Below are 16,420 nucleotides of genomic sequence, written 5' to 3' on the forward strand. Positions count from 1 at the left end.
GTAACCCGGAAGTAGCTGGTGTGGTATTCGTCTCACATCGGGTCGGCGGGTGCGTCGCAGCCGCGTACGTGCCGGGTGCCGATGGGGATGATCATGGGTCGTCCTGATACCGGATCCTCCAGTACGGTCGCCTGCAATCCGAATACTTCCAGGAGCAGATCGGCGGAGATGACATCGGCCGGGCGGCCCTGCGCGACAATGCGTCCCGCGCACATGACGATGAGTTGGTCGCTGTAGCGGATGGCCAGATTGAGATCGTGCACGACCATGACGACGGTACGGCCGAAATCGGCGTGCAGGCGGTCCACCAGGTCGAGGACTTCCAGCGAATGGGCGAGATCCAAATAGGTGGTGGGCTCGTCGAGCAGCAGAATATCGGTGCCCTGTGCCAGGGCCATGGAGATCCAGGCACGTTGGCGCTGGCCGCCGGAGAGTTCGTCGAGGGTGCGGTCGGCGAGGTCGGCGATGCCGGTCTGATCGAGCGCGGCGGCGACTTCGGTTTCGTCATCGGCGGACCACTGCCGCAGCCAGGACTGGTGCGGGTGGCGCCCGCGCGCGACGAGATCGGCGACGGTGAGGCCCTCGGGGGCGACCGGTGTTTGCGGGAGCATGCCCACCACGCGCGCCACATCACGAGTCTTCATGGCCGCGATGGCTTTTCCATCGAGCAGCACCTGACCCGAGCGCGGGCGCAGCAGCCGTCCGAGGGAGCGCAGCAGGGTGGATTTACCGCACCCGTTCGGTCCGATGACGGTGGTGATCACACCGGTCTGGATATCGATCGACAGCCCATCGACAATGACGCGGTCGCCGTAGCCGAGGGTGACGCTATCGGCGGAGAGCCGGTGCTGTTCGGCGGTGCGGGGGTCGGCAGTGAGGGTCACAGGGTTGCCTTCCGGTTGGCGCGCACAAGTAAGTAGAGCAGGAATGGTCCACCGAAGGCGGCGGTCACCACGCCCACCGGCAGATCGACGGGAAAGACGGTGCGGGCGGCCAGATCCGCGCCGAGCACCAGCACCGCGCCCGTCAGCGCGGAGGCGATGAGCGGTTCGCCGGGGGAGCGCAGCAGTCGTCGCGCGATCTGCGGGGCGGCCAAGCCGATGAAACCGAGCGGGCCGACGGCGGCGGTGGCCAGTGCGGCCGCACCGAAGGCGGCGGCGAGCAGCAGCCCCTGCTGGGTCTGGATGCGCACGCCCAGGATGCGGGTGGTGTCGGCGCCGAAACGCAGGGCGGCGAGGCTGTGCGCGGCGGTGGCGGCCACCGCCACCGCGACCGCGAGGCCGATGGCGGCGGGAATCAGCGTGGACCAATCGGATTGATTGAGCGAGCCGGTAATCCACAACTGTGCGTGCCCGGCATCGGTGAGGGTGGCGCGGGCGAGCAGCCAGCTCACTCCCGACAGCAGGGCGGCATTGACTCCGATGCCGACGAGTATCAGGCGAAATCCCATGACACCGCTCTCGCCGGGACCGGTGCGGCCCCAGGCGAGCAGATACAGCAGCACCGCGGTCAGCAGGCCGCCGCACAGCGCCGCCAGTGGCACCCCGATAGCGGCGGCGGTCCCGGCGCTGCCGGTCAGCGTGATCACCGCGACCGCGCCGAGACTGGCACCGGAGGTGATGCCGAGCAGATCCGGGCTGGCGAGGGGATTGTGCAGGATCGACTGGGCGATCGCGCCGGCCAATCCGAGGGCCGCGCCGACCACCACGGCGGTCAGCGCGCGGGGCAGCCGGTTCTCCAGAATGATGAATCGCTGTGCGCGCGAGCCGCCCCCGGCGAGTACGTCCAGCACCCGGTCCACCGGAAGCTGGTATTCGCCGACGGCGATATCCAGTGCGAACAGCACCAGCGCGATGACGATGAGCGCGATGACGATGAGCAGCATGCGCATTCGCAGTACCACCGAGAAGCCGCCGATTCGCAGCGGCGGACGTATGCGGCGCAGTGTCGTCGGTTCGGTGTCGGGCGCGGGAGTGGGAGTGGAAATGCTCACAGGCTGACCAACTTCCGACGGCGCACCAGGTAGACGAAGAACGGTGCGCCCAGGGCGGCCAACATCACCCCGGCCTGCAGTTCGGTGGGCCGGGCGATCACGCGTCCGATGATATCGGCGAGGAGTAGCGCTATCGCGCCGAGCAGGCCGGAATAGGGGACGAGCCAACGATTGTCGGGTCCGGTGATGGTACGCGCGATATGCGGGACCATCAGGCCGATGAAGGCGATGGGTCCGACCGCGGCGGTGGCGGCGCCTGTGAGAAGAACCACGGCCGCCAATCCGATTGCGCGACTGCGGGTGAGGTTCACGCCCAGTCCGCGCGCCACATCATCGCCGAGGCTGAGCACATTGAGGCCGGGTGTGGCGGCCAGCGACAGCACCGCGCCGATCAGCAGGAACGGTAGGACCTGCTGGAATACCGCCGCATCGTGTCCGGCCACATTGCCCACGACCCAGTGCCGATAGGTGTCGAGCGCGCTGGCGTCCAAGAGTACCACGGTATTGGTCAGCGCGGTGAGCAGTGCGGTCATGGCCGCACCCGCCAGTACCAGGCTCAGGGGGCTGGCTTTGCCGCCGCCGATGGCCGATACCCCGAAGACCACCACGCCGGCGATGGCCGAGCCCGCGAAGGCGAACCAGACGTACTGCGAGGGTGAGGTGAATCCGAACAGGTAGATGCTCAGTGCGGCGAGGAAGGCGGCGCCCGCGTTGAGGCCCAGCAATCCGGCGTCCGCGAGGGGATTTCGGGTGAAGCCCTGGATGAGCGCGCCTGCCACGCCGAGTGCCAGTCCGGTAATGATCGCGAGTCCGGTTCGCGGTAGCCGCAATTCGCGGACGATCTGTTCACCCGCCGATTCCGATGGGCAACTCAGCGGCCACCCGCCGGGACAGGTGAGTGCGTCGTAGACGGTGCCCAGCGGCAGCATCCGCGAACCGATGGCAATGCTGGCGGCCACGGCGATAAGCAAAATCGCGACCAATAGGAGAAGTCCGGCCAGACGTCTACGTCTGGTGGTGACTGGGGCGGGCACGGCGACGAACTACTCCTGACGCATACATATATTGCTCTGTAAGTCTGGTAAGCCTAACCTATCTTTCCGATCCGGCCTTTCAAGCCACCGAGGAGGAGGTTCGAGTGCCCGAACCCGTAACCGTGTGCCCACTGCGCGATTCCCAGCTCGTCTTCGAGCGGGCCTGCGCTCGGCTGCGCGCCCTGCAACCGGAACATCCGCGCGTCTACGCCGTCGCGGCCATGGCCGACCAAGGCAAGCGGCGGTGGTGGCGGCTTCGTGACGGCATACGTGAGGGCCGGATCGAACTCATGTACCGGCGGCACGCCGCCGAGATGACCAATTCCGAGATCGCCGCGGAGGTCGTCGCCACCGCGCTCATTCACGCGGTCGTCGGCCGGGCGGTGGCGCTACTCGTCTCCGAGGGGCGGGCCTGGGATCCGGGTCTGGAAAACCTCTGGATCCACACCGACAACGACGGCGGTATCGACTGGGCCGGATTGGCCGACACCACGGTTCGGGTGGTCGAGGGCGATGGACTCGACGGCGAACCGGGTGTGGTGGCCCTGCCGTGTGAGCAGGCGCTGTACGTGTGGCTGGCGCATCGCTGTGAATCGTCGCTCGGGCTCATCCAGCAGGCGATGGCCCGCTGCGCCGGACTGAGCGCGCGACGCTTCTGGGCTCTCGTCGGTGAATCGATAACCGGTGCGGCGACCTATGTTCCGGCTTTGGCGAATACCTCGTCCGCGGTGGGTGCGGGTCGCGGCCAGGCGCTGCTGCTGGCGCTGGAGGAGCGCGGTCTTCCGGTGCGCCGGGCCTGCGCGGTCAGGTAGACCGAGCGTGCTGCGGTACGAGCGGATAGCGGACATGGGCTGTCCGGCGATCGGTTCGCCAGAACGGTCCGACACCACGCAATGCCCGCAAGGGCGGCGGCGAGGTCTGGTCCGGGGTCGGCCATGGCCTCCTTCGGCATGTCGCCGAATACGGCCGGATCGTCCGCGGGCACGGCGGGTACGTCCATAGCCGTTGCGAGAGCGGGGAAGGCGATGCGCGGTAGGTCCGAGCTGTGTTGGATCGCGTACGGGAACCCCGGGAATCGGCGAACCCGGAGCTCGGCCCGCACACCGTTGGATGTGGCGGCTCTGTCCGAAATGGGCGGGTAACTCCGGGTATTGACGGGAGAATCGCGCAAAAGCTCTGCGGCGGCGGCGTAAAGCCTCGATAGTCGAAAGTGGGCTCGATCCGTATTTCGCTCCACCCGATGTTGCTGGCGGCAGGAGAGGCGCGATGACAATGTTCGACCATGACTCGACGTTCGGCCATGACTCGACCGGCGAGTTCGGCGGCACCGACTCGGGCACCGATTCCCCTATCAGTCCGCGCATTCTGGACGGACCGGTCGGACTCGGCACCGACCTCGCACGGCGCTTCAATGCTGTGAACGCATCGAACGCGGGGACGGATTCGGCTGTCCCCGAGCATGATTCGGTCCGCGAATTCGCCAACAGCGCTTCGATCAGCACCAGATTCGCGCACCCGTCGCTTAATGGGAAGCGATTGGGGGACAGCGCGTTTCGCATACCGGTCCGACGGCTGACCGCCGACCTCGAGCCCTATCGCGAACTCGACTGGGGCGATGGTTCCGCGCCCCCGGTCTACTGTCCGCCCGCGGCGCGGGTCGACGACAACCTCGCCGACGAGATCGACGATCGCCTCAGCGACTGGGCGGAGTCGATCGATTTCACCGCCGAGGAACTCGACAAGTTGCGGAAGACCGGATACGGGCGTCTGGTCATGTTGACGCACACCGATTCCGACGATCCCGATCGCCTGCTGGTCGCCGCCCAGATGAACACCGCGTGGTGGATGGCCGACGACTACTACGCCGACGATTCGGCACTGGGCGCGGACCCGACACGATTGCCGCAGCGCCTGACCCTGGCCATGGCGGCCCTGGACCGGCTGCCCGACGCCGGTGAATTCAGTGCGCCGCTCGATGAGATGCTCCGCACCGACAAGGTACTGCGCGCGTTCGTGTCCGCCGTTTCGAATCTTCGCGACCACGCCAGCCCCGGTCAGGTGCAGCGCGCCTGCTACGCGACCTTCTCGATGTTCGTGTCCTGGACCGCCTACGCCGCCTGGCGTCACACCGGGCAAATGCCCACGGCCTGGGAGTATCTCGCCGCCCGCCAGCACGACACGTTCTACACGTCCATGACCCTGATCGATCCGGTCGCCGGCTACGAGGTTCCCGCGAACCTCTTCTACGAGGACCGCGTGCGGCAGGCCGCATTCCGAGCCGGCACCGCCGCTGTCCTCATCAACGACCTGGTCTCGGTGAAGAAGGATCTCGCCGACGAGAACCCGGTGTGCAATATGGTGCTGCAGGTAGCGGCGGATCGTGGTTGCTCGATAGCCCACGCCACCGAGATCGTCGTGGACCTGCACAATCGCATGGTCCGCGAGTTCGAAGCCGAGCACCGCTCCCTGCAAGCGATCCCATCCCCGGAACTGCAGCTGTACCTGCACGGCCTTCGCAATTGGATGGGTGGCTCCTTCGAATGGCACAACACCAACCCTCGGTACCGGTAGCGCTTGCTTGTTAGGTAAGCCTGACCTACACTGAGATCGGCGCTAGGGTTGAGCGAGTATCCGGAGGGCTGCCGAGATCCCCGACCCAATGCCGCGGCGGGCTCCCGAGAAATCGGGAGCCCGCCGCTTCGTATCTGTAGCGCTCATGCCACTGTGGTTGCCATGACGCAGCAAGACTTCTCATCGATCCGCTCGATGGCCGATGTGACGCCCGAGCTGATGACCAAATTCAGCGAGGGCACCTTCACCGACCTGATCGGGCTGAAGTTCACCGAACTCACCGCCGACCGGGTCGCCGCCGAATGGGTGGTCACACCGCAGCAGTTCCAGCCCGCGGGCATTGTGAACGGCGGCGTGTACTGCACGGTCATCGAAACGCTCGCCAGTGTGGCCGCCACCGCGTGGCTGGATGGCAAGGGCACCGTTGTCGGCGTCAATAACAACACCGACTTCCTGCGCGCGGTACGCGAAGGCAAGCTGCGCGCGGAGGCGACGCCGATTCACCGCGGACGCTCGCAGCAGCTGTGGGTCGTCGTGATCACCGATGAGCGGGATCGCACGGTGGCGCGCGGCCAGGTGCGGTTGCAGAACCTGGCAAATCCGACCTGATCACGGACGAAACATTGAGGTAACGCGGGTCGTGCCAGAATGACCGACGACCCGCCCAAGACCTCGGTGAGGAGCCCGTATGCGACTGTCGCCGCACGAGCAGGAACGCCTGCTGTTGAGCTATGCGGCCGAGTTGGCCCGTAGGCGACAGGCGCGCGGACTCAAACTCAATCATCCCGAGGCGATCGCGCTCATTACCGATCACGTGCTCGAAGGCGCGCGCGACGGGCGCAGCGTCGCCGAGCTGATGGCGTCGGGGCGGACGGTGCTCGGTCGCGACGATGTCATGGACGGTATTCCGGAGATGATTCACGACGTGCAGGTGGAGGCGACCTTCCCTGACGGCACCAAGCTCGTCACCGTCCACCACCCGATCGGCTGAGACGCATCATGATTCCAGGCGAATTCCTCTGTGCCGAGGGCACTATCGAGCTCAACCCGGGTGCCGATCGCATCGAAGTCGATGTGGTGAACACCGGTGACCGCCCCGTTCAGGTCGGCAGTCACGTGCACTTCCCGCAGGCCAATGCGGCGCTGGAGTTCGATCGCGACGCCGCGCACGGTCGCCGCCTCGATATTCCGGCCGGTACCGCGGTGCGTTTCGAACCCGGTCTGGGCCAGCGCATTTCGCTCGTACCCCTGGGCGGGACCCGCGAAGTGCACGGAATCAGCCTCACCCCACCCGGAAAGCTGGACGAATGACGGACGAACTCTCCGGTGCTCGACTTTCGCGGGCCCGCTACGCCCAACTGTTCGGGCCCACCGTCGGCGACCGAATTCGCCTGGCCGACACCGATCTCCTCATCGAGATCACCGAGGACCGCAGTGGCGGACCCGGACTCGCCGGTGAGGAGGCCGTTTTCGGCGGCGGTAAGGTGTTGCGCGAATCCATGGGCCAGGGCCGCGCCACCCGTGCGGAGGGCACCCCGGACACCGTCATCACCGGCGTGGTCATTGTCGACTACTGGGGAATTATCAAGGCCGATATCGGTATTCGCGACGGGCGGATCTCCGCGATCGGCAAGGCCGGTAATCCGGAGACCATGAGCGGGGTGCATCCCGATCTGGTGGTGGGGCCGTCGACGGAGATCATCGCGGGCAACGGCCGCATTGTCACCGCGGGCGCGATCGACTGCCACGTGCACTTCATCTGCCCGCAAATCCTCGAAGAGGCCATGGGTGGCGGTATCACCACGCTCGTCGGCGGCGGTACCGGACCGGCCGAGGGCTCCAAGGCCACCACCGTCACGCCCGGCTCCTGGCATCTGGCGCGCATGCTGGAGGCCACCGACGCCTGGCCGGTGAACATCCTGCTCCTCGGCAAGGGTAATACCGTGCGGCCCGAGGCCATGTGGGAGCAATTGCGGGGCGGCGCGGGCGGATTCAAACTGCACGAGGACTGGGGGACCACACCGGCCGCCATCGACGCCTGCCTCACCGTGGCCGATGCCTCCGGTGTGCAGGTGGCCCTGCACTCGGACACCCTGAACGAGGCCGGGTTCGTGGAGGACACCCTCGAGGCCATTGCCGGGCGGGCCATCCACTCCTATCACACCGAGGGCGCGGGCGGCGGGCACGCACCCGACATCATCACCGTCGCTTCACATCTCAATGTGATGCCCTCCTCGACCAATCCGACGCGACCACACACCGTCAACACCCTCGACGAACATCTCGACATGCTCATGGTCTGCCATCACCTGAGCCCGTCGATTCCGGAGGATCTGGCCTTCGCGGAGAGCCGGATCCGGCCGTCGACCATCGCCGCCGAGGATCTGCTGCACGATCTGGGCGCGATCTCCATGATCGGCAGTGACGCGCAGGCCATGGGACGGATCGGTGAGGTGGTCATGCGCACCTGGCAGACCGCGCACGTCATGAAGCGTCGCCGGGGCGCCCTCCCCGGTGACGGTGCGGCCGACAACAACCGGGTGCGCCGCTATATCGCGAAATACACCATCTGCCCGGCGGTTACCCACGGCCTCGACCACGAGATCGGGTCCATCGAGGTGGGCAAACTGGCCGACCTGGTGCTGTGGGAGCCCGCCTTCTTCGGCATCCGCCCGCATGCCGTGCTCAAGGGCGGGACCATCGCCTGGGCCGCCATGGGCGACGCCAATGCCTCCATCCCGACCCCGCAGCCGGTACTGCCGCGGCCCATGTTCGGGGCCGCGCCGAGTGTCACGGCGGGAACCTCACTGCACTTCGTCTCCGAACAGGCCATCGAGGACGGACTGGCGGATCGGTTGCGAGTCAACCGAAAGTTGGTGCCCGTCGCCAATGTTCGGCGGCGGACCAAGGCGGATCTGCCGAACAACGAGGCCATGCCGCGTATCGATGTCGACCCGGATACCTTCACCGTGCGCATCGACGGTGAGGTGTGGGCGGAGGAACCTGCCACGGAACTGCCCATGGCGCAGCGGTACTTCCTGTTCTGATTCGATCTCGAGTGGCAGACTGCGAAGATGACCGCAGACTGGGCCGAAGTCGATCGTTACCTGGTGGACACCCTGGTGGGAGACCAGGATTCGGGCGTACTGGAGGCCAATGCGGCCGCTGGACTGCCCGCCATCGATGTCTCCCCGCCACAGGGCAAATTCCTGTCGCTGCTCGCAATGTCGATTCGGGCCCGGCGGGCGCTGGAGATCGGCACCCTCGGCGGGTACAGCACCATCGCGCTGGCTCGCGCCGTCGGCAAGGAGGGGCAGGTCGTCACGTTCGAATACGAACCGGAACACGCCCGGGTGGCGCGAGAGAATCTGGACCGCGCGGGTGTCGGCGAGCGCGTCGAGATCCGCGTCGGCGCGGCCCTCGATAACCTGCCGGTGCTGGCGCAGGAACACCCGGAGCCCTTCGATCTGGTGTTCATCGACGCCGACAAGGTCAACAACTCGAACTATGTGCGGTGGGCGCTGCGGCTGACCCGGCCAGGTTCGGTGATCATTGTCGACAACGTGGTGCGCGATGGCGCTGTCGCCGACGCGGATTCGACCGACCCGGCGGCGCGCGCCAGCCGCGATGTCATCGACCTGTTCGCCGCCGAACCGCGACTCGACGCAACCGTTCTGCAAACCGTCGGCGGCAAGGGATGGGACGGTTTCGCTTACGCCGTCGTACTCGGCGACAATTGAGCCCATGGCCAAGCACCGCAAGTCCGACCCGATTCCCGAGGACTGCCCCTGCGGACTGCCCGCGCCCTACGACGAGTGCTGCGGACGGCTACATCGGGGCGAGGTGCAGGCCAAAACCGCCGAGCAACTGATGCGCTCGCGATTCAGCGCCTTCGCCGTACAGGACGAGGCGTATCTGCTGCGCAGCTGGGACCCCCAGACCCGGCCCGCCGATGTGGGGTTCGATCCCGGAATGCGGTGGGAGACACTCGACGTCATCGGGTCGACCGGTGGCGGGCCGTTCCACACCGAGGGGACCGTGGAGTTCCGTGCGCACTACCGTGCGCACGGACAGCCGGGTTCATTGCACGAGAACAGCCGTTTTCGCCGCCACGACGGGGCCTGGGTCTACCTCGACGGGGATATCGGGTAAGCCGGTCAGCCGCCGAAAGCCATGACCCCGAAGGTGGCTCCGGCGGGGTCGGCGAGCACACCCACGCGTGAGGGGCCGGGCAGGTCCTGCGGCTCCTGCACAACGCTGCCGCCGAGCCGCACCGCACGCGCGGCCGTCTCGTCGGCATCGGTGACGTGAATGGTCATGGCCCAGAACGGGGCCGGTTCGCCGGGTTGGGCGGTGTGCGCACCCCCGAACTCGTCACCCGCACCCACCGACAGCGCCTGGTACGGGTTGACGGTGGCGGTCTCCCACGCCGCATTGCGGTACGTCCAGCCGAGCACCTTGGCGTAATGGGCCATCGAGTCGGCGGGTGCGCCGGTGGCCGAGTACTCCACCCAGCACGGATTGCCCACCGCGCCCCAGCGTTCGGTGCCTGGATGGGACTTCAGGTGACAGATTCCGTAGGCCGCCCCATCCGGATCGGCGAGGATGCCGAATTCCAATTGGCCGAACACGTCGGTGGGTTCGACGAAGACGGTGGCGCCCGCGCCCTGGGCGGCGGCAGCGGTGGCGGGCGCGTTCTCGACCGCGAAATAGGGCAGCCAGACAGCCGGTTTCGTGGAGCCATCCGGGTTGGTGGTGGAGGCGATACCGGCCACCTGCGCGCCATCCTGCTTCAACACGGTGTAGTGGCCGCTGTCCGGACCGGTGTTCTCGGCGGTCCAGTCGAACAGGCCGCGATAGAAATCGGCGGTGGCGGGGATATCGGGAGCGGTGACGTCGAACCAGCAGGGCACGCCGGGGGCGAAGGGCATAGTCATCTCCTCGTCGAACGGGACGGTTGACGCCCGGGCGCAACTCACGCAAAGCTGCACCCGCTGCAAGAGTTCAGACGATGCACGCAGCGGAAACTAATCGACCCGCAGCGAGCTGTGTCGCGCCGCGAAACCGTCGCAGAGGGCCTCGAGTCCGGTCTCGAGCATGCGCACCGGATCGATCAGGTCGAGCGCTCCCGTTCCGACGAGTGGGGTCAGCGCCGACGGTGTCGGCCAGTGCGGAGTGCCCTCGAGGAGAGCGGCCAGCCCGGACTGCTGTTCCAACTCGGAGTCTTTGCCGGCGAGCATTGTCACGCTGACCTGCTGCAGTGCGACGCCGTTGATATAGCTCCACACCGCCAGTGACATGCGGGTGGCCGCACGGCTGTCGATACCGAATTCGGTGAAGCCCGCCACCAGCCAGTTCAGGCAGATCAAGCTGTGCTCGCCGAAGTTGTAGCGCGGCACCGAGAAGGTGAACAGCACCCATGGATGCTGTTGGTACAGCTCCCAATCGACCTGTCCGGCAATCCGTACCCGATCGCGCCACGTCCAACCCCGACCTGCTGGATCTGGATACGGTTTGCGGCGCGCGACCTCATCGGTCATGGCGGCCAGCAGCGCGTCCTTATTGGGGATATGCCGGTACAGCGACATCGCGCCCACGCCCATGCGGTCGGCGATACGGCGCATGGAGAGGGCTTCGAGCCCGGACTCGTCGGCCAGTGTGATGGCCGCCTCGACAATGGCGTTCCGAGTGAGCTTGGCCTCGGTCATGGGACGACTCGCTTTCTTTCCCCTACCGGGATGCGTACACTGTACTCGGCCGTCGCGTACGCCGTACGCGCGGCCTCGATTCGATTCAAGCACCGAAGGATATGGAAATGACCGGCACTGTCGCGCGTCCGAACGCGCCGCGAAGCTCCGCACCTCGGCACGCCTGGCTCGGCCTCGCCGTACTGATTCTGCCCGTGCTGTTGGTATCGATGGATATGTCGGTGCTGTATCTGGCGATGCCGACGCTGACCGCGGATATCGATCCGTCGGCGACCGAACAGCTGTGGATTCTCGATATCTACGGTTTCATGATCGCGGGACTGCTCATCACCATGGGCAATGTCGGTGACCGTATCGGACGACGCAATATCCTGCTGGCGGGTGCCGCGATATTCGGAATCGCCTCCACGGTGGCCGCTTTCGCGCCGAGCGCCGAGGTGCTCATCGCGGCGCGTGCGCTCATGGGTATCGGCGGCGCGACACTGCTGCCCTCCAGCCTCGCACTCATCTCCAGTCTCTTTCCGCGCGAACGTGATCGCGCCACCGCCATCGGTGTGTGGACCGCGTTCTTCGCGGGCGGATCGGCCGTGGGGCCGATTATCGGTGGCGTGCTGCTGCACCACTTCTCGTGGGGCTCGGTCTTCCTGATCAACGCACCGGTGGTGTTGGTGCTGCTGGTCTTCGGGCCGCTGCTGCTGCCCGAACACAAGTCGGCGGGTCGCGGGCCCATTGATCTGCCGAGCGTGGCGCTGTCCATCGGCGGCATTCTGCCCGTCGTCTATGCCGTCAAGCATTTCGCGGCCGAGGGCGTGGACGCCTATTCGGTCGGCCTCGGTGTGGCCGGTGTGCTGCTGTTGATCGCGTTCATTCAGCGGCAGCGTCGATTGGACGAACCACTGCTCGATCTGGGGTTGTTCCGGCGGGGACTGTTCTCGGTCGCCGTCGGATCCAGCACCGTCGGCATGTTCGCACTCGCTGGTATGAGCTATCTGACCAGCATGTATCTACAGTCCGTCACCGGACGTGACGCCCTGCAGGCCGCGCTACTGGGCATCCCGATGGCGGTCGTGGTCTTCGCGACCGCCATGGGCGGCGGCCGAATCGGCCAGTGGCTGGGTGTGCGCACCGCCTTCGTGACGGCACTGACCGCGGCGGCCGTGGGCAACCTGCTGCTGCTCGGGGTCGGCGTCGACGGCGGAATCGCCTGGTACATTGCCGGTTCGGTGGTCGCGGGCGCGGGCCTCGGCATTGTGTTCACGCTGGTGTCGGAGGTGGCGGTGTCATCGGTGCCGTCGGAGCGGGCCGGATCGGCGGTCGGAATCTCCGAAACGAGTTTCGAACTCGGCAACGGACTGGGTTTGGCACTGCTGGGTTCGCTGGCGGCCTTGGTATTCCGGTCGGGCGGGGATTTCGCGCCCACGCTCGGGGAGACCATTACCCGGGCCGGGGACGATACGGCGCTGATCGAGGCGGCGCGTGCGGCATTCGTGAACGGGTTGCACGCCGCGGTGGTGGCGGGTGCGGCGCTGCTGTTCGTCATGGCGATTGTCGCGGCGCTGGCCAAGCGCGGATCCGAGGTCGAAGTCGGCTCGCAGGCTCTGTCGGAGTCCGGTACCGCAGCGCACTGAGCGATCGATGTCCGGTGTCCGCCGCGTCAGGTGGTAGGCCTGACGCGGCGGACATCGCGATGATCAATCCGGAATGCCATTGTCGGCATCCGCCCCCGCAGCGGCCAGCGTTGCGGCCCGGTAGGTCTTCAGTGCCGCGATGACGGCGAACAACGCGGCCAGACCCGCGGCCGCGATCCTGAAGTACTGGCCGATCAGGAATTCACTGGCGGCGCGTTCGATCTCGGCCAGCGCGTACCGGCCCCGGTCATCGAACAGGATCGAGGCGCGTGGCCACTGGTAGCCGATCGAGAGCAGGAACTGGCCGCTCACCAAGGCCGCCAGTGAACCGAGCAGCCACCGTCGCGCAATGCGGTACCGGATCGACACCACGGTGGCGAACAGTGCGGAAATCATCATGACGCCCCCGAGTGGACGCATCACATCCCCGACCGCGACCACACTCATGAATTCCTCGGTCAGCGCCAGCGACTCGGGAACATCGCGGAAGATATTGGGGTACAGCAGCAATGTTTCCATGGCGGCGACCGAGAATACGAAAAAGGCGACGACGGCGTATATCCCGAGTGTCACCGATGAGATGGTGTAGTTCTTCACAGTGTCTCCTCCCTCAGCCTCGTGCTCGCGCGATCACGAGCGCGATCACGCCCGCGAACAGTCCCCAGATCGCGTTCACGAGCAGCACGGGGGCGATGGCGATCGGTGTGGCCAGCGGGCCTTCGAGGCGCCCGCTCATGACCAGTGAGCCGATCGCGCTCAGCACGATCGCGAGCACCCCGTAGGTCAGTCCGGCACAGATAAGGGTCAGCACCGGTTGGCGGACTCGCGCGTAGGCGACCGCGGCGATCCAGACCACGGTGATACCGAGTGTCATCGCGATCGGAAGTTGTGGCGAGAGATCGGCATTCGCCCGGTTTTCGATAATGCGGCTCAGGGGGCGAATCAGCGCCAGCGTGCCGAGGCCGAGAATCAGTGGCCAATGCAAGGTCTTCGGTGAGACGGTCGAAGTATTCATGCCGAGGACGTTATGGAGCGCGACCCGGCCACACATCCGGCTGCGCTCTCGACCGAAATCGGTTGTTGTCGCTGCCGGGATACGTCGAGAAGCGACATCCGGTATCGCCTTCGGGGGGACGCGGCGGCACAGCGGCGGTTCGTAGGATTGTGGGATGACGGCATGGGCGCGGGGACGGCGGGACGAGGTGCCGCCGTGGCTACTCGACCTGCTGCTCGGCGGGGCCGTGACGTTGGCGCTCGCGTTCATTATCGCGCTGGGACAGGGCGGTCAGCGCGCCGCGGACCCGGTCGCGTACCTGTTCGCCGCGGGTTTCGGTGCGCTGATGCTGTGGCGTCGCCGATTCCCGCTCCCGCTGCTCGCCGCCACGGTGGCCGGGATATTCGGATACCACGCCCTGGGCTACCCGCCGCTCGGGGTGGCGGTGCCGCTGGCTGCCGCGCTGTTCGCCGCCGCCGACGCGGGTGCGATGTGGACCGCGGCCCTGACCGGTGCGTTCGTGCTCACGTGGTCATTCGGATTCCGGATCCACGAGGGCGAGTCCGCCGCGTATCTGGCCGGGTACGAAGGAGTCCCGAACGGAGCCGTCATCGTGACCGCGATCGCGCTCGGTTCCGCGGTGCGCTCTCGGCGGGTCCGCATGGCTCAGCAGGCCGAGATCACGCGTCTGACCGCGGAGCAGTCGGCACGGCAGGCCGAGTTGCGCGTCCGTGGTGAACGGGAGGGAATGTCGCGGGACCTGCACGACACGATCGGCCACGCGATGTCGGTGATCTCGCTACAGGCCGGTGTCGCCGCCGAGGCCATCGGCCACGACGACCGGCAGGCGCGGACGGCGGTCGACAATATTCGCGACACCAGCGCGCGGTCGCTGCGTGACGTTCGGTCCATGGTCCGGCTACTGCGCGGCGAGGAGAGCGCCACGCACGATGTGCTGTCGCTGGCCGGGGTGCCCGCGCTGGTGGCGCAGGCACGAGGTGTGGGAATCGACGTGACGTGCGAGCTGACCGCCCCCGTCGACCGGTTGCCGCCCGCGGTCGACGCCACCGCGTATCGCATTGTGCAGGAGGCAATCACCAATGTTGTCCGCCATGCCGATGCCACCGAGGCGACCATCACCGCCGCGATCGGGGACGGCATGCTCCGGGTGACGGTCAGCGATAACGGCACGACAGCGGTACCTCACGCGGGCGCGGAGCACGGACACGGTATCGCAGGCATGCGAGAACGGGTACGCCTGCTCGGCGGAACACTCACCGCGGGCAGCCGCGGCCGGGCCGGCTTCCTCGTCGACGCCCGTATCCCGATCGCGGTGCCCGAATGATCCGCGTGGTGACGGTGGACGACCAGGAACTCGTCCGCACCGGCCTGCGGCCCATGGCCGAGCGGGACGGTGACATCGTGGTCGTCGCCGAGGCGGTCACCGGCCGCGACGGGGTCGCCGCGGTGCGCAGGCATCTGCCCGATGTGGTGCTGATGGATATTCGGATGCCGGTCTTGGACGGTCTCGAGGCGACTCGCCAGATCGTCTCCGATCCCGCACTGTCCGGGGTACGGGTGGTGGTTCTGACCACCTTCGACGAGGACGACAATATTTTCGGTGCCATCCGGGCCGGGGCCGCCGGATACCTGCTCAAAGACATCAGCCCCGAGGGTCTGCGCGCGGCCATCCGCACCGTCGCCGCGGGCGAGGCCCTGCTGTCCCCCTCCGTCACACGCACCGTCCTCGACCGCGTAGCCCGCGATACCGGGTCGCTCCGACCCGAGATCGTCGCCGGGCTCACCGCACGTGAACGTGATGTTCTCATCCGAGTCGGCTTGGGCGAGAGCAATACCGAGATCGGCGCGAGCCTGCACATCAGCCCCGCCACCGCCCGCACCTATGTCAGCCGACTGCTGGCCACCCTGCATGCCAGAGACCGCTCGCAACTCGTCGTGCTCGCATACGAGTCCGGCCTGATCACACCCGGCACCAACCCGACATAGTGCGTTGACCACCTACTGCGTGGCCATTCGATCAAGCGAAATGCCTTCGACGTCAAGATCTTTGAAGCCCGGGCCGCCGACGGTACTGCGTGCGTGCTGTTTTCGTTCGGCCGTGCCGCTACGGAGTCGGTGCCGTGGCTGTCCGCGGTACGTGCACCGAATCTGCGACGGTCTTCTCGGCAGCATCGGGCTGGCCGCAGTTCGTCTTGGCCATCGTCACGGCCGCCCGCAACGCCATCGACGGTCCGTCACCGTCCGTCGACTTGACCTGCCAACCCGGTTTACCCTCTACGGCCTGCTCAACTACATCGAGCTTGTCCGACTCGCTCATCCGCGTGAACTCGGCACACGTGGTCTCCGATGCCTGCTTCACGGGGGCGCTCTGTTCGTCGGAACCACAACCGGCCAGCATGCCGAGGGCGAGTGCGCCAACGATCATGATGCCGACGGTGTGCAACTGGGGTTGATGACGCATGGTCGTACCC

The 16,420-nt window shown here is 66.7% G+C and carries 19 protein-coding genes; 11 read left to right on the top strand and 8 right to left on the bottom strand.

What is annotated here, in order from left to right; all coding sequences use genetic code 11:
* Positions 1 to 32: 32 nt before the first annotated feature.
* From NU1_RS37995 to NU1_RS38005, 3 genes are read right to left on the bottom strand one after another with little or no spacing between them, the layout of a single operon-like run.
* Positions 33 to 884 (bottom strand): ABC transporter ATP-binding protein, encoded by an 852-nt coding sequence (locus tag NU1_RS37995; RefSeq protein WP_067529094.1) that lies wholly within the window; start codon positions 882 to 884, stop codon positions 33 to 35.
* Positions 881 to 1,993, bottom strand: coding sequence for a FecCD family ABC transporter permease (locus tag NU1_RS38000; protein ID WP_245720501.1), 1,113 nt, complete (start codon positions 1,991 to 1,993; stop codon positions 881 to 883). The genes NU1_RS37995 and NU1_RS38000 overlap by 4 nt, the downstream gene beginning before the upstream one ends.
* The gene (locus NU1_RS38005; RefSeq protein ID WP_067529095.1) at positions 1,990 to 3,027 is read right to left on the bottom strand and encodes a FecCD family ABC transporter permease; all 1,038 of its coding nucleotides are present in this window, start codon (positions 3,025 to 3,027) and stop codon (positions 1,990 to 1,992) included. Before NU1_RS38005 ends, NU1_RS38000 begins: the two co-directional genes overlap by 4 nt.
* A 104-nt stretch (positions 3,028 to 3,131) precedes the next feature.
* On the opposite strand from NU1_RS38005, the gene NU1_RS38010 reads away from it, so the two are divergent.
* From NU1_RS38010 to NU1_RS38045, 8 genes are all read left to right on the top strand, one after another.
* Positions 3,132 to 3,839: a hypothetical protein gene (locus tag NU1_RS38010; RefSeq protein WP_067529096.1), complete on the top strand. Its 708-nt coding sequence runs from the start codon at positions 3,132 to 3,134 to the stop codon at positions 3,837 to 3,839.
* A gap of 454 nt (positions 3,840 to 4,293) precedes the next feature.
* Positions 4,294 to 5,598, top strand: a complete 1,305-nt coding sequence (locus tag NU1_RS38015) for a family 2 encapsulin nanocompartment cargo protein terpene cyclase (protein WP_212762292.1) — start codon at positions 4,294 to 4,296, stop codon at positions 5,596 to 5,598.
* 162 nt (positions 5,599 to 5,760) lie between these two features.
* Positions 5,761 to 6,207, top strand: a complete 447-nt coding sequence (locus NU1_RS38020) for a PaaI family thioesterase (RefSeq protein ID WP_067529097.1) — start codon at positions 5,761 to 5,763, stop codon at positions 6,205 to 6,207.
* Between the two features lie 79 nt (positions 6,208 to 6,286).
* Positions 6,287 to 6,589: an urease subunit gamma gene (locus NU1_RS38025; protein WP_067529098.1), complete on the top strand. Its 303-nt coding sequence runs from the start codon at positions 6,287 to 6,289 to the stop codon at positions 6,587 to 6,589.
* Between the two features lie 8 nt (positions 6,590 to 6,597).
* Positions 6,598 to 6,909 (top strand): urease subunit beta, encoded by a 312-nt coding sequence (locus tag NU1_RS38030; RefSeq protein WP_067529099.1) that lies wholly within the window; start codon positions 6,598 to 6,600, stop codon positions 6,907 to 6,909.
* The gene (locus NU1_RS38035; RefSeq protein WP_067529100.1) at positions 6,906 to 8,645 is read left to right on the top strand and encodes an urease subunit alpha; all 1,740 of its coding nucleotides are present in this window, start codon (positions 6,906 to 6,908) and stop codon (positions 8,643 to 8,645) included. Before NU1_RS38030 ends, NU1_RS38035 begins: the two co-directional genes overlap by 4 nt.
* Before the next feature lie 27 nt (positions 8,646 to 8,672).
* Entirely contained in the window at positions 8,673 to 9,338 is a 666-nt protein-coding gene (locus NU1_RS38040; protein ID WP_067529101.1) for an O-methyltransferase, read from the top strand.
* Positions 9,339 to 9,342: 4 nt separating this feature from the next.
* Complete coding sequence (locus NU1_RS38045) at positions 9,343 to 9,750, top strand: YchJ family protein (protein WP_067529102.1); 408 nt, start codon at positions 9,343 to 9,345, stop codon at positions 9,748 to 9,750.
* A 5-nt stretch (positions 9,751 to 9,755) separates the two neighbouring features.
* Here NU1_RS38045 and NU1_RS38050 read toward each other — a convergent pair whose 3' ends face one another.
* The gene (locus tag NU1_RS38050; RefSeq protein WP_067529103.1) at positions 9,756 to 10,529 is read right to left on the bottom strand and encodes a VOC family protein; all 774 of its coding nucleotides are present in this window, start codon (positions 10,527 to 10,529) and stop codon (positions 9,756 to 9,758) included.
* 96 nt (positions 10,530 to 10,625) lie between these two features.
* Positions 10,626 to 11,306, bottom strand: a complete 681-nt coding sequence (locus NU1_RS38055) for a TetR/AcrR family transcriptional regulator (protein ID WP_067529104.1) — start codon at positions 11,304 to 11,306, stop codon at positions 10,626 to 10,628.
* Positions 11,307 to 11,413: 107 nt separating this feature from the next.
* Here NU1_RS38055 and NU1_RS38060 point away from each other — a divergent pair, with 107 nt between their 5' ends.
* Positions 11,414 to 12,934: an MFS transporter gene (locus NU1_RS38060; protein ID WP_067529117.1), complete on the top strand. Its 1,521-nt coding sequence runs from the start codon at positions 11,414 to 11,416 to the stop codon at positions 12,932 to 12,934.
* A 63-nt stretch (positions 12,935 to 12,997) separates the two neighbouring features.
* Here the strand turns inward: NU1_RS38060 and NU1_RS38065 are convergent, their stop codons facing one another.
* Together NU1_RS38065 and NU1_RS38070 are read right to left on the bottom strand one after the other, a co-directional pair.
* Entirely contained in the window at positions 12,998 to 13,531 is a 534-nt protein-coding gene (locus tag NU1_RS38065) for a hypothetical protein (RefSeq protein WP_067529105.1), read from the bottom strand.
* Between the two features lie 13 nt (positions 13,532 to 13,544).
* A complete protein-coding gene (locus NU1_RS38070) occupies positions 13,545 to 13,949 on the bottom strand; it encodes a hypothetical protein (protein ID WP_067529118.1) in 405 nt (134 codons plus the stop codon).
* A gap of 154 nt (positions 13,950 to 14,103) precedes the next feature.
* Between NU1_RS38070 and NU1_RS38075 the strand changes: the two genes are divergently transcribed.
* The gene (locus NU1_RS38075; RefSeq protein WP_067529106.1) at positions 14,104 to 15,273 is read left to right on the top strand and encodes a sensor histidine kinase; all 1,170 of its coding nucleotides are present in this window, start codon (positions 14,104 to 14,106) and stop codon (positions 15,271 to 15,273) included.
* A complete protein-coding gene (locus NU1_RS38080) occupies positions 15,270 to 15,935 on the top strand; it encodes a response regulator transcription factor (protein ID WP_067529107.1) in 666 nt (221 codons plus the stop codon). The genes NU1_RS38075 and NU1_RS38080 overlap by 4 nt, the downstream gene beginning before the upstream one ends.
* A gap of 118 nt (positions 15,936 to 16,053) precedes the next feature.
* Here the strand turns inward: NU1_RS38080 and NU1_RS38085 are convergent.
* A partial coding sequence (locus NU1_RS38085) for a hypothetical protein (protein ID WP_218027876.1) occupies positions 16,054 to 16,420 on the bottom strand: 367 nt, incomplete at its 5' end.

The organism is Nocardia uniformis NBRC 13702 (genome assembly GCF_001613345.1).
Lineage (GTDB): Bacteria > Actinomycetota > Actinomycetes > Mycobacteriales > Mycobacteriaceae > Nocardia > Nocardia uniformis.

Excerpts from the sequence above, each read along its gene's own strand:
- NU1_RS38080 (WP_067529107.1), top strand. The coding sequence starts at position 15,270 with ATGATCCGCGTGGTGACGGTGGACGACCAGGAACTCGTCCGCACCGGC.
- NU1_RS38075 (WP_067529106.1), top strand. The coding sequence starts at position 14,104 with ATGACGGCATGGGCGCGGGGACGGCGGGACGAGGTGCCGCCGTGGCTA.
- NU1_RS38020 (WP_067529097.1), top strand. The coding sequence starts at position 5,761 with ATGACGCAGCAAGACTTCTCATCGATCCGCTCGATGGCCGATGTGACG.
- NU1_RS38055 (WP_067529104.1), bottom strand. The coding sequence starts at position 11,306 with ATGACCGAGGCCAAGCTCACTCGGAACGCCATTGTCGAGGCGGCCATC.
- NU1_RS38025 (WP_067529098.1), top strand. The coding sequence starts at position 6,287 with ATGCGACTGTCGCCGCACGAGCAGGAACGCCTGCTGTTGAGCTATGCG.
- NU1_RS38035 (WP_067529100.1), top strand. The coding sequence starts at position 6,906 with ATGACGGACGAACTCTCCGGTGCTCGACTTTCGCGGGCCCGCTACGCC.
- NU1_RS38050 (WP_067529103.1), bottom strand. The coding sequence starts at position 10,529 with ATGCCCTTCGCCCCCGGCGTGCCCTGCTGGTTCGACGTCACCGCTCCC.
- NU1_RS38060 (WP_067529117.1), top strand. The coding sequence starts at position 11,414 with ATGACCGGCACTGTCGCGCGTCCGAACGCGCCGCGAAGCTCCGCACCT.
- NU1_RS38015 (WP_212762292.1), top strand. The coding sequence starts at position 4,294 with ATGACAATGTTCGACCATGACTCGACGTTCGGCCATGACTCGACCGGC.
- NU1_RS38040 (WP_067529101.1), top strand. The coding sequence starts at position 8,673 with ATGACCGCAGACTGGGCCGAAGTCGATCGTTACCTGGTGGACACCCTG.
- NU1_RS38045 (WP_067529102.1), top strand. The coding sequence starts at position 9,343 with ATGGCCAAGCACCGCAAGTCCGACCCGATTCCCGAGGACTGCCCCTGC.
- NU1_RS38070 (WP_067529118.1), bottom strand. The coding sequence starts at position 13,949 with ATGAATACTTCGACCGTCTCACCGAAGACCTTGCATTGGCCACTGATT.
- NU1_RS38030 (WP_067529099.1), top strand. The coding sequence starts at position 6,598 with ATGATTCCAGGCGAATTCCTCTGTGCCGAGGGCACTATCGAGCTCAAC.